Source organism: Thermoanaerobacterium sp. RBIITD (genome assembly GCF_900205865.1).
In the GTDB taxonomy this organism is placed as follows: Bacteria; Bacillota; Thermoanaerobacteria; order Thermoanaerobacterales; family Thermoanaerobacteraceae; genus Thermoanaerobacterium.
In genome coordinates, this window is the sequence record NZ_LT906662.1 from 896,659 (window position 1) to 910,370 (window position 13,712).

At 33.0% G+C, this 13,712-nt stretch carries 8 protein-coding genes, 1 pseudogene and 1 other annotated feature; all 9 genes and pseudogenes read right to left on the reverse strand.

Going from position 1 to position 13,712, the window contains the following annotated elements:
• Window positions 1-16: 16 nt before the first annotated feature.
• Window positions 17-2,428 carry a glycogen/starch/alpha-glucan phosphorylase gene (locus tag CPG45_RS04300; protein ID WP_096230788.1) on the reverse strand — a complete coding sequence of 804 codons (2,412 nt, stop codon included), beginning with the start codon at window positions 2,426-2,428 and terminating at the stop codon, window positions 17-19.
• A 21-nt stretch (window positions 2,429-2,449) separates the two neighbouring features.
• Window positions 2,450-3,877, reverse strand: a complete 1,428-nt coding sequence (gene glgA, locus CPG45_RS04305; protein WP_096230789.1) for a glycogen synthase GlgA — start codon at window positions 3,875-3,877, stop codon at window positions 2,450-2,452.
• Between the two features lie 2 nt (window positions 3,878-3,879).
• Window positions 3,880-5,019 carry a glucose-1-phosphate adenylyltransferase subunit GlgD gene (gene glgD, locus CPG45_RS04310; RefSeq protein WP_096230790.1) on the reverse strand — a complete coding sequence of 380 codons (1,140 nt, stop codon included), beginning with the start codon at window positions 5,017-5,019 and terminating at the stop codon, window positions 3,880-3,882.
• Window positions 5,020-5,037: 18 nt separating this feature from the next.
• Window positions 5,038-6,201, reverse strand: coding sequence for a glucose-1-phosphate adenylyltransferase (locus tag CPG45_RS04315; protein WP_157732329.1), 1,164 nt, complete (start codon window positions 6,199-6,201; stop codon window positions 5,038-5,040).
• On the reverse strand, window positions 6,152-8,104 hold the full coding sequence (gene glgB / locus CPG45_RS04320; RefSeq protein ID WP_096230792.1) for a 1,4-alpha-glucan branching protein GlgB: 1,953 nt from the start codon (window positions 8,102-8,104) through the stop codon (window positions 6,152-6,154). The genes CPG45_RS04315 and glgB overlap by 50 nt, the downstream gene beginning before the upstream one ends.
• Window positions 8,105-8,574: 470 nt before the next feature.
• Window positions 8,575-8,796: a hypothetical protein gene (locus CPG45_RS04325; protein ID WP_231968998.1), complete on the reverse strand. Its 222-nt coding sequence runs from the start codon at window positions 8,794-8,796 to the stop codon at window positions 8,575-8,577.
• Between the two features lie 117 nt (window positions 8,797-8,913).
• Window positions 8,914-9,111 (reverse strand): annotated as a pseudogene (locus tag CPG45_RS17355) (D-xylose ABC transporter ATP-binding protein); the annotation flags it as partial.
• A gap of 203 nt (window positions 9,112-9,314) precedes the next feature.
• Window positions 9,315-9,848, reverse strand: a complete 534-nt coding sequence (locus CPG45_RS04335) for a tryptophan transporter (RefSeq protein WP_096230794.1) — start codon at window positions 9,846-9,848, stop codon at window positions 9,315-9,317.
• Between the two features lie 188 nt (window positions 9,849-10,036).
• Window positions 10,037-10,270, reverse strand: a binding site (T-box leader).
• A 79-nt stretch (window positions 10,271-10,349) separates the two neighbouring features.
• Window positions 10,350-13,676 (reverse strand): DUF5107 domain-containing protein, encoded by a 3,327-nt coding sequence (locus CPG45_RS04340; protein ID WP_096230795.1) that lies wholly within the window; start codon window positions 13,674-13,676, stop codon window positions 10,350-10,352.
• Window positions 13,677-13,712: the final 36 nt, after the last annotated feature.

Below are 13,712 nucleotides of genomic sequence, written 5' to 3' on the forward strand. Positions count from 1 at the left end.
ATATAATGCCGGTTTTCTATACATTCCAGATTTCATCTGCATATTTTTTTATAGAGTTATCGCTTGAAAACCTGCCAGAACATGCAATATTGATTATCGACATCTCATTCCATCTTTTTCTATCACGGTACAGCTTGTCTATGATCTCTTGTGCTTTTACATATGAGTCGAAATCTTTAAGAACAAAAAACTCATCATTGTATTTGAGTAAATGATAATATATTTCCATAAATTCATTTCCAGATACGTTAAAAAATCCATTTGTCAGCTCATCTACAACCTTTTTAATTCTCTCGTCGCTATTATAAAGGTCCATAGAATTATATCCGCCATTTTTATAGAAATTTAAAACTTCCTCAGATTTAAGGCCAAATATGACTATATTGTCATCACCTACCGCCTCTTTGATTTCAACATTTGCACCATCAAGTGTACCCAATGTTATTGCACCATTCATCATGAACTTCATGTTTCCTGTTCCTGATGCTTCCTTTGATGCAGTAGAAATCTGTTCGCTTACTTCTGCAGCCGGCATAATTTTCTCTGCCAATGACACACCATAGTTTTCTAGAAAAACTACTTTAATCTTATCTTTAATTATCTTATCATTGTTTATCTTGTATGATACAGTATTTATTAGTTTTATAATCTGCTTTGCAAGATGATAGCCAGGTGCCGCTTTTGCACTAAATATAAATGTTCTTGGATATACATCTATATTAGGGTTTTCTAGTAATCTATTATATAGAAACATTATGTGAAAAACATTTAAAAGCTGCCTTTTATAGGCGTGAAGCCTCTTTGCTTGTACATCAAATATGGAGTCAGGATTTATGTCAATTGAATATCTTTCTTTTATATAATTAATAAGTTTTTGCTTGTTTTTAAATTTTACGTTCTCGATCTCATCTTGGAATCCTAAGTCTTTTGAATATTTTTTAAGCTCTATTAGTTTCTCAGGTTCCTTTACCCATGATGAACCTATTGCATCATCTATTAGATTTACAAGGTCAGGATTAATCTTTAAAAGCCATCTTCTATGTGTTATTCCATTCGTGACATTCTTAAATTTATCTGGTGTAATAGCATAAAAATCTGATAAAACTTGATTTTTAAGTATATCTGTGTGAAGCTTTGAAACACCGTTGACAGAATGACTGCCGACGACAGATAAAAATGCCATTTTAACAGATCCATCTTTTATTATGGATAATCTATCGGCAAGTGCCGTATCACCGTGATATTTATCCAAAATCTCAATTATAAAGCGCCTGTTTATTTCCTCTATTATAGAATATATCCTGGGTAAGAGTGACCTCACCATATCGACTGGCCATATCTCCAATGCTTCCTGCATTATGGTATGGTTAGTGTATGAAACTACTTTTGTTGTTATGTTCCATGATTCTTCCCATGACAGGTCCTCTTCATCAATCAATATCCTCATAAGCTCAGGTATGACAAGTGACGGATGCGTATCATTTATGTGTATCGCAACATATTTATACAAATCCTGTATTGGCCTTTTTTTCTTCTTAAATGTCCTTATTATGCTTTGTACACCTGCACTTACAAAGAAATATTCTTGTTTTAACCTTAAAAATTTATTGTTGTAGTTTGAATCATCTGGATATAAAACCTGTGTAATTGCCTCAACCGAATATTTATACTCTATTGCTTTTATATAATCACCTGATGAGAAGGATGATAGGTCAAACTCTCTCTCAATAGGCTCAGCATTCCAAAGCCTCAATGTATTGACTGTATCACAGCCATAACCGATAATCGGTATATCAAATGGTACAGCAAGAACCGTTTCATATCCTTCGTGGTATACTTTCAATTTTCCATTGACCTGTTCCATTCGAAGATACCCACCAAAGCGTACCTTCAAAGCTTGGTCACTTCTCCTGACTTCCCATACATAATCGTCTTTAAGCCAGTCATCAGGCACTTCAACTTGATATCCATTAACAATCTTCTGATTAAAAAATCCATACTTATACCTTATTCCATTGCCATGCCCTGGAATACTTAAAGATGCCATTGAATCAATAAAGCAAGCAGCTAACCTTCCAAGGCCACCATTACCAAGACCTGCATCTTTTTCAGCTTGCAGGAGTTCATCAAGATCTATACCCATTTCCAGTAGAGCTTCTTTGCAAACATCCCTTATCCCGAGGTTTATAAGGTTACTCTCTAATAACCTTCCTAGCAAAAATTCTACGGAAAAATAATAGACCTGCTTAACATCGTCATATATATAATGTTTATTTGTTTTCATCCAATTTTCAAATGTATATTGTTTTATTACCTCTGATAGTGCATAATACTTGTGGTTTCTTGTGGCCTCTTTGACATCCTCTGCATAAAGCGATATCAAGCTGTTTTTAAAATCTTTTTTTATCTTCTCTTTATCAAAATTCATCGTAGCCTCCTTGTCCTTTCACTAGACATTATCGTATAAATTTTTATACTCTAAAGCGGAGCTATCCCAACTCGAGTCCTTCTTCATAGCCTGTCTTATAATCTTTGTCCATGTTCCTTTGTCTCTAAATATATCAAGGGCATATTTTATTACATTAAGCATGTCATGTGCATTGTAATTAGCAAAGGAAAATCCATTTCCTTCTCCTGTATAACGATTATAAGGCTTAACGGTATCTTTAAGTCCACCTGTCTCTCTTACTATTGGCAAACTTCCATACCTCTGAGCAATTAATTGGCTTATTCCACAAGGTTCAAAAAGTGATGGCATCAAAAACATATCTGATGCAGCATATATCTTCCTTGCCATTGAATCGCTAAAATAAATATTAGCGGAAAATCTGGATGGATATATTCTAGAATAATATCTGAATATGTCCTCAAAATATTTTTCTCCTGTGCCAAGTACTGCTATTTGCACATCTAATTTTAAAATATCTTCAATTACCGCTGTAATTAAATCAATGCCTTTCTGACCCGTAAGTCTCGTCACGATTCCTAATAGAGGTATATCAAAATCTATATTAAGTTTTAATTCTCTTTGTAGCTCAATTTTATTCTTTAGCTTCTCATTTATGCTATCAATTTCGTAATTGTTGTATATTGCTTTATCCGTCTTTGGATTGTACATCTCATAGTCTATTCCATTCACAATACCTACTAATTTATTTCCAATCCCTTGGAGAAGACCATGAAGTCCTTCTCCATAAAAGGGACTCTTTATTTCATCTGCATAGCTTTTACTAACTGTCGTCACTTTATCAGAATAGATTATTCCGCCCTTCATAAAGGATATTCCGTCGTAATATTTCAGTTTTTGCTCATCATAGTATTCATCGCTAAGTGAAAGTAGATCACCTATTACCTGCCTACCGAAAATACCCTGATATTTTAAATTGTGTATCGTAAATACTGTCTTTATCTTACTATGTACAGGACTATTTCTATAATGTGCCTTTAATAACACGGGAACTATACCCGTATGCCAATCATTACAATGGATAATATCGGGAATAAAATCATCTAAATAGTAGATTGATTCAGGTATAGCACGGCTAAAAAATGCGAAACGCTCACCATCATCATAATATCCGTAGTATCCATGTCTTTTAAAATAATATTCATTATCTATAAGATAAAATGGAATACCATCATACTCAATATATTCTATACCGCAATATTGATTTCTCCAGCCGACTGGTACATTAAAATTTTTAAGGTGCTTCATCTTGTTTTTATAATTATTCGGTATCTCTCCGTATTTAGGCATCATAACACGAACATCTACACCTATTTTCCTCAAGGCCTTCGGAAGTGAATAGGATACATCCGAAAGTCCCCCAACTCTTGCAAAAGGATATGCTTCAGACGTGACAAACAAAACCTTCATGTTTATGCTCCCCCTACTTTTTTGAGTAAATTTTTTACAATTTCGCCTTTTTCTATAACAATCGGAAACTTCTTGTCACCTATGAGGTTCCTTCCTTCCTCAATAATGACGTTTTTATCAAGAATGACGTTTTTTAGTACAACATCTCTTTCGATTATACAATTCCCAAATATTATAGAATCTTCAACAACCGCATTTTCATCTATCTTAACAGCTCTTGATATAATGCTGTTTTTTACAATTCCTTTAATTACACATCCATTAGATATAATAGAATTTTTGACATCAGATCCATTACAATATTTCGCAGGCGGTGAATCATTTGTTTTTGTATATACGCTTCCATTCTTAAAAAACAAATCTCTCATAACATCAGTATCGAGAACTTCCATAGACGTTTTATAATACGATTTAATAGAATTAATACAACTTAAATATCCCTTATATTCATAACCACCTATATTTAAATTTTCTGCATTGCTGTATATATAATCCTTTAATGAATCATAACCACTTTTCTCAATACTTTTATAAATACAATCGATTAAAATATCCTTTTTCATTATAAATATCTCCATAGAGATATCTACATTGCGGTTCAATCCAATGATTTTTCCAACACTTAAAATCCTTTTTTTATCATCCATATTTATAACATCGCAATTTAAAAATGTATCATCGTCACCCTTTACGCTCTTATACACAATCGTTATATCATTACCGGATTTTTCATGATACTGTGCCACTTTTTCAAGGTCAATTTTGCAAATCATCCTTGAAGTTGCTAATATAACATTCTCACCCTTGCTTCTGTAGAAAAACTCCATATTATTTTTAAATAATTTAACATCACTTATTGGTGGATTATTCAATGAATAATTGAATATGAATAATCCTCCTACCTTTCTATTTAGATCCCACGGTTTTCCTGTCCCAAGATGGTCAATAAGTGACCTAGAATGATATTGCCCAAATATTCCCACAGCCTTTATACCTGCATTCACCATGTTTGATAAAACGAAATCTATTATGCGGTATCTGCCAAATATCGGTATGGATGCTAATGGTCTATTTAAAGTAAGACTTTTAATCCCGCTTTCATCTTCGTTTAAGCTTAATATTCCTATATAATTGTTTAACATGGTAATACCCCTCTCTAACTATTCATTTACATATTCACCATCCACGGTTTTTTTCTCTGAAACAACCGTTATATTTCTATTACTGCCGACTTTTGAGCCTCCTTTTATCTTTGCTTTAGAACAGACAATGCTATTTACAACATAAGCATTATCTTCAATTATTGCATCTGACATTATTACAGAATTTTCTATAACCGAATTTTTACCTACGTTAACACCATATGATAATACAGAATTCTCGACATTTCCGAGTACAATACATCCCTCAACAATGAGTGAATTTTTCACATTTGCATCGCTTCCAATATATTGTGGTGGATATGCCAATGAAGAACTGTAGATTTTCCAATCATCATCAAAAAGATTAAGTTCATTGCTGTTGATTTTAGTGTGCACGTCCTCCCTTAAAAGGTCCATGCTAGATTCCCAATAACTATCTATTGTACCAACATCTTTCCAGTATCCTTTAAATAAATATGCATACATTTTAAAGCCGTTATTAAGCATAGTTGGAATTATGTTTTTGCCAAAATCATGTGCAGAATTTTCATCTTTAGCATCTTCTATCAAAGCTTTCTTCAATTTGCTCCATTTAAAAATATATATGCCCATAGAAGCCAATGTACTTTTAGGCTTAGTTGGCTTTTCTTCAAATTCATATATTCTAAAGTCATCTTCCGTATTCATTATCCCAAATCTGTTTGCTTCCTCTATTGGAACTTGTGTTACTGCTATCGTTACATCAGCACCTTTCTCTTTGTGATAATTTAGCATCTTGAGATAATCCATCTTATATATGTGGTCACCTGATAGTACAAGAAGGTATTCTGGTTGGTATCTATCAACAAAATGTGCATTCTGCAAAACAGCATCGGCCGTTCCTTTATACCAACTGCCACCGGTATCTGACATATACGGTGGTAGTATTGTTACACCACCATTTACTCTGTCAAGGTCCCAAGGTATGCCTAATCCTATATGGGAATTTAAGATAAGTGGCTGATACTGTGTCAATACACCGACAACATCGATCGCAGAATTAGCACAATTGCTTAATGTAAAATCTATGATCCTATATTTACCACCGAATTCTACAGCAGGTTTCGCATTATTTTTTGTTAACGATTTAAGCCTACTCCCCTGTCCTCCTGCTAGTATCAGCGCTATTATCTCCTTTTTCATCAATTTCACCTCTTTTATTATTTAATGGTTTTAATATAAGTGTTGAAAGAGCTGGGATTTTTATAACGATACTATAGGGCTTGCCATGCATAGGTTTATTATATGACTTTATAGTGCCGCTATTTAAAACTCCTTTGCCGCCATACTCGCTATTATCGCTATTTAGTATTTCAATATAATCTGTGTTTTCTGGTACTCCAATTCGATATATATCATAGTGTACTTTACTGAAATTGCATATTGTAATAAGGAAATCTTGCTTTTCTTTTGCATAACGTATAAAAGATATGATACTTTGATTGTTGTTATTTGCATCAATCCATAAGAAACCTTCATCTTTATGATCTTGTTGCCATAATGCTTCATTCTGTAGATATAAATGGTTTAAATCTTTAACATACTTTTGCATATTCTTGTGCATAGGATAATCTAATAGAAACCAGTCAAGCTGTTTTTGAAAATCCCATTCGATGAATTGCCCAAATTCACCTCCCATAAAGAGTAGTTTCTTCCCTGGATGGCATATCATATATCCATATAAAAGCCTGAGATTGGCGAATTTTTCATCATACTCCCCAGGCATTTTATCAAGCAGCGATTTTTTCCCATGGACGACTTCATCGTGAGAAAATGGTAAAATAAAGTTTTCTGAATATGCATACATCATTGAAAAAGTTATAAGATTATGATTCCATTTTCTATCATCTGGATATAATTGCATGTATTTTAAGGTATCGTTCATCCAACCCATATCCCATTTATAGTTGAAACCAAGTCCTCCAAGATATGCAGGATATGTAACAAGTGGATACGCACTGGATTCCTCTGCTATCATTAGGGGGTTTGGGATTTTTTCAAATACAACTTTATTAAACTTTTGTATAAATTCTACTATACTTTTATTATTATTATCGGGACTTCCAGCTCTATTTTTGAGGTAGAGTATATTTGATACAGCATCTGTCCTGAGGCCATCAATATGATATTCTTTAAGCCAAAATAGAGCACTTGATATGAGAAAACTTTGTACACCGGGTTTTTCTATATCAAAATTTGCCGTTCCCCAATCGCCATTTTCTCTTAATGAAATATCATTGTACTCATATAGATATGTCCCATCGAAACAGTAAAGTCCATGTTCATCCTTGCAAAAATGTCCTGGTGCCCAATCCATAATAACGCCTATGTCATTTTGATGTAGCAAATCAACCATATACATAAAATCTTCCGGTTCACCAAAACGACTTGTTACTGAGAAATATCCTGTCGCTTGATATCCCCATGACATATCAAGCGGATGTTCTAATAGTGGTAAAAATTCAACATATGTATATCCCATATCTTTTATGTACGGTACAAGCATATTTGCTATGTCTCTGTAATTATATAGTGTTCCGTCATCTTTACGCTTCCATGAGCCAAGATGCAGTTCATATATGTTTATAGGACTTTCATAAAGGTTAACAGTCTTTCTTTTTAGCATCCAGTCATCATCATGCCATACATATTGTGGTAAATTTTTAACAATTGATGCAGTATGTGGTCTCACTTCAGAAAAATATGCGTACGGGTCTGCTTTTAGTATTACTCTCCCGTCCTTTGTATGTATTTCATATTTGTAGAGGTCTCCTTCTTTTAAACCTTCAATGAATTTCCACCACATACCAGCATCTTTTACTGGTAACATCATATGGTCTTTTGCGTTCCAGCCATTGAAATCACCAGCAACACCAACTTTTTCAGCATTCGGTGCCCACACGCAGAACACTACACCATCTTTCCCTCTGTAATTTAAAAATCTGCTTCCAAGCATCTTGTATGACTCATAGTTTTCTCCCCTTAGAAATTTCTTTATGTCAGATGCATAAATAGTTGAAGTTACAGTATTGCTTTTGTTTTTCATATTCTCACCCCTTCAAATTGTCCTAAGTTATTGAATATACCTTTTAATTATAAGATATCATTTAAAATTTTATATTGTGTTATTAATACGTCAAATTTTTGTTAATTAATCATATGTCGGAATTTTCTGTGTTAGATTTATATGTATTTTAGAAATCAATTATTACAATTAATGGTATATTTAATAGCGTAAATTAAGTTTGATAAAAAGCAACAATTTTTATAATCTAACAAAATTTGAATTTATAAATTGTACAAATTTCATTCTTAAATATAGTATATCATTATTTAAAATTTAGTCAATACCAAATAATATGAGTTATCGTTTTTATTTTCATTCCAGTAAAAAATTTTTTTGCTTAAATTTTAGAAATTGTTTGCACAAAAAATAAAAAAGGCCTTTTAAGGTCTTTAAAATAAAATTTTTTAATTAAAAAAATTTCAGTACATACTATATCTATAGCTATTCAACTATCCTCTTTTCTTTGTTGATATATCAACCCATACAGCTAATACAAGAACAAGTCCTTTTACAATCGTTAATATAGAATAATCTATATTCATAAGACTCATTCCATTATCTATGCTTGCCATAATTAATGCACCAAGTATCCCACCAGGGACAGTACCTTCACAGCCAAGTGTACTTGCGCCACCAATTATAGCGGATGCTATCGCATCAAGTTCAAACAAATTCCCAGCACTTTTTGTAGCTGCATTAAGCCTTGATATTATAAAAATACCTACTATATGTCAATATTATCCATATTCCAAGCAATGCAAATATCATTGTATATCTCATTTTTGCACTATACCCCTTGTAGGATCAAGAAAAAGTGTTTTCGGGTTCGACATTAGCCATTTTCCAAGAACAACCTTTTGTTAGTTACCTACGCTTAAGTTTCCAATTCTCTGTCTTAATGATGGCGTTTTTATACGTAATTCCCTAACATACTTTTCATCATACTATGTTTTAGCATTGTTATTTATTATACTTAATAAATTTAATAAATAATTTTATCGTTTTCAATAATATAATAAAACCCCTTTCTTTACAATATCCTTATGTAATAATAGCTTACAAAAAAATATTTTACAAAAAAATATTAAACATTTTTCGTATTAAGATATATATTAATTCTACGTAAATCAAAAAAATCCTCTTATTAATTTTAAGAGGATTTTTTTATTAAATCTTAATACAAGATTTTTTATTTCTTTGCTAATGATGTTGACCTTGATAGCTGTTTAACTATATAATAACCTATAACTGTAACAACTGTATTTATTGCTGCTGCCGGGAGTACTACAGTAAGCATTAATACAGTAAAAGCACTGTTATTAGGTAATCCGGCAACAATAGATACAACTCCTAAGAATACTGCACCTGATATTATAGTTCCAATTATTCCAACAATTGCTGCTAATATTCCATCATTTATTCTATTCTTTAGTAATCTTATTAATAATATCAATATAGTTGCTGTAACAAGTTTATCTATCGGATTTGCAATCTGTCCGCCAGGCATTGATCCTGTAATGGCTGTAAAAATTCCTGCAATAATCGCTGTAACATAGTCGACTTTCAAATCGTCAACGATCATCAATGATATAAAAAGCATAGCCAACATAAAGTCAGGTCTCATATTAAACATAAATGCCGGTGTTATAAAATGAAGTACTAAGCCTAACGCCATAAGAAGTGCGCAAAGAATAAATTCTCTCAATGTCTTCCTTGATTCCACTTCTTTCACCTCCTTTCAATATGACAGGTGAAGGTTCTTTTTCCGATATCCCAACCTCCCATTTTTATTCAGCTATAGGACATGGGACAATACTTTGTTCCACTGCCCTATTATTATTCAATTTTATAATCATTTTGAAATAAATTGTGAATATAAAAAATGAATATAAAAAAGCCTTACAACCCCATTGTAGGGGCGAAAGGCTTTACTTTCACGGTACCACCCTTATTAAGACACATGTCTTATCTCATTAAGCACACAAACATGTGCATCACATATAACGGTGCTTACCGGCTCGGCTACTATAATTTCACCTTGCATCTCGCAGGCCCATTCACAAAAGCTATAATAATCAGGCTTCCACTATCCCCGAATCGCTTATATTCATCACTTTTGCTACTATTCCTGTTCATCGAACAAAAAATATTTCTTTATTTAATACCATTATATAACATTAAATATCTTTGTCAATAGATTTTTTTAATTTTTGCTTGTACTTTTTTACTCTGCCAATTTTATGTGAATTAACGCACCCATATGATTTTTGTCTATCTCAAGTGTCTTTTTGAAATATTTTACTGCATCGTCCTTATTCCCTAGTCCAAGATGCCCAAGTCCAATCAAGTAGTAACAAAATGCCTGATTTTTCTTGTTTAAGTCCTCATCAAATATCAAGAAGTCTGGAAGTGATACAGCAAAATAATCGATTTTTACATCATCGAATATATGCTTCTCACCGTAAGTTAAAAGCTTATTGAACTTTGACTTTGCTTTATCATCATTTCCAAGCTTCAAATATGCTAAACCCTGATAGAAAATCATGTCTGCAGGTTGGTCATTGTAATACATTGCACCTGCTGGCTCTTCCATGCCCATAGTTGCTTCTTCAAAATATTCTCTTGCCTTGACCTTTTCTCCAAGGCCTTCATAACAGCATCCTAAATAATAGTTAATATTGTTATCATGTGCGATTATAAGCTTACCCTCACCTAAATTCTCCGGATAAACCTTAGCTTTTGCAAGCTCTTCTATTGCATTTTTATACTCACCATTTTCAATATATCTTTTAGCTATCTCAACATGTGATAGAACATATTGACCAGTAACTTTTCCTTCTCCACCTTCCCATGGGTGGAATTTTCTCACCTCTAATAGCTTAAGCGCTCTATCGAATTCGCCTTTTTGATTTATCAATGTTATATATTCTATATATAGGTCATCTCTTTCTTCCACAAGCTCTATATTATCTTCTAAATTTTTAAGCCTAAAATCAACATCATAGCCTAATTTTTTATAAAGCTGGTCAAGCTCTAAAAGAACTCTTGAATCCTTTTTATCAAGCTCAAATGCCCTTTCTAGATGTTTTAAAGCCTTTTCGTGGTCATGGGCTTTATTGTAGTAATACAATGCTAGATTTCTATGCGCTGTAGGGAAGCTCGGATTTTTTTCAATGGACTTTTCAAAGCACCATTTTGCATCTTCATATTGCTTTTTGTCATACCACAGCATCCCAAGATAATAATATGCAAAGCTATCATCTGGATTTATCTCAATCGCATTCTTTAATGCTTTAATATCCTCTATTTTATTTGGGAAGCAATAGCTATACTTAACACTTGCAGCTTTTTTAGCGTAATCTAAAGCTTTATCATTGTTACCTTTTTGTGCTTCAAAATAGCTTATATAGTAATATGCCATCGGGTTAACATTATCTTCATCAATATTACTTACATATCTTTTCAAAACCTCTATTGCTTCATCATAAAGATATGCATTTGCATAATCAAGTGCTAAGTTTATATAGTTATATGCATCATCTCTCATAATTCTATTTAACTCATTTAATATTATCTCAGCCTCTTCATTTTCTCTATTTTGCATTGATACAAGATATAGTTCATTTCTATTTCCAAAATCAAGCAAATCTATTTTTTGCGTTTCATATGCGTAATTCTTAGCTTCATCAAGTCTACCAAGTTTTCTCAATATAGCCGTTTTTAAATTTCTCGCTTTAATATCATGATAATTTTTTATTATTGACTTTTCTATAAAATCCAGTGCTAAACAATAATTTCTCTTTTCACAGGCAATTTGTGCTAATGCGAAATATCCACTATTCTGCCATGCATTATTCCATGTGCTTTTATAAAAGGCGTCATATGCCGAATCAAATTTCCCTTGAAATTTAAGTGAAAGGCCAAGGTTGTAGTATGGCTCACCATCATATGGATTTGGGTTATGCCTTGTTATGCTTTTAATTGCCCGTCTGAAATATTTCTCGCTTTCTTCAAATTTTCCACGCCTCAAAAGCAAAAGCCCATATGCATTGTTTATCCTTATATCATCTGGATCTCTTTTTAGTCCTTCAAGATAATAATCATCTGGTTCATATGTTGCATGTCTATACTGCTCAAGATGTAACCCTGCAAGATATAATGCTTCATTCGTCTTTAATTCGGCAGGTTCCGGTATTGCTTTAGCTGGATCAGGTATCTTCTCTATCTCCTCTTTGATTGGTTTATAACTTACAAGGAGATTTCCTAAATTATCATAAACCGTGATTTTTAAATTATAATATTCATCATCCACATCTACTACATTAGAATAAGGTTTTACAGGACTCAAATTCATTGTTGTATTTAAATAGATTTTATTCACACCCTCAAGCTTTATGGTAGCATTATCAAAAACCTGTGTTGCATACACATCAACATATACCTTGTTGTCTTTAACTTCTAAATTAACCGCAGCATTTATAGTAGCATTTTTTACAATACCTATTTCCTTATATGGCATAAAATATTGCTTAAATGTCTTTTCTTCACCAGGCATAAGCCACGAAAAATCCGGTTGATTATCTGTATAAACACCTGTCATAAGTTCTATATATGGTCCATCTTCATCTGTTAAGTTTCTCTCCCAGGCCTTACCGAAGTCGCCGTTTCCCCATGTCCACTGCTTTTTCCCAGGTGAAACATGATGGTCAGCAATATGAAGTATACCTGCTTTCTTTGAATGATCATACCCACCCACAAAATCAAAATCAGAGCGGTATGCCATATATGATGTAGGCACAGGAATATTTTTATACCTTGATATGTCAACACCCTTTGAATAATCGATTTTGTAGTATTCTCCTGTTGCTATAGGAAATCTCGATACATCTCTTTTACCATGGTCAAATACTGCATGGACATCCGGAGGAAATACTGATTGATAATCATCATTTACGGCAACTGCGGGATTTGCCCACCATAAAAATGTCTGTGGGAACTCTGTCCTGTTGTAAAGCTGTCCTTTTATTTCAAGATATGCTTTTCCGGGATACAGTGTAAAACCTGCCATACCCTTTGTACCGTACATTTTATCTATTTCACTCACCCAAACAGTCTTGCTGCCATCCTCATTTTCTTTTAGGTAATACTCTACAGGTCCAAATGTATTTGGTCTATGATGTTGTGGCCAGTTGAATTCAATACCGCCAGAAATCCAAGGCCCCGCAAGGCCAACAAGAGCCGGCTTAATAACTCTATTATAGTAAATAAAATCATAGTTATTAGTTTTGTCGAGTGCTCTATATATTCTACCGCCAAGTTCCGGCATTATTTCTATCAATAAATACTCGTTTTCAAGGCAGACGATCTTATATTTCTTCATGACTTTCTCATCATAAATTTTGTCAATTACCGGATATGGATAGACTTTACCTGAACTTCCTTGATATACACGCTTTTCAAGAAACATCGGATTTTTATTAGGTTTACCTATTGGATATGTGGGTATTTCGACTTCTTCTTCCCACATCTTTACCACAGCATTATCATTCATCATCAATACCTCCTTAATTTATAAATATTGCTTAAA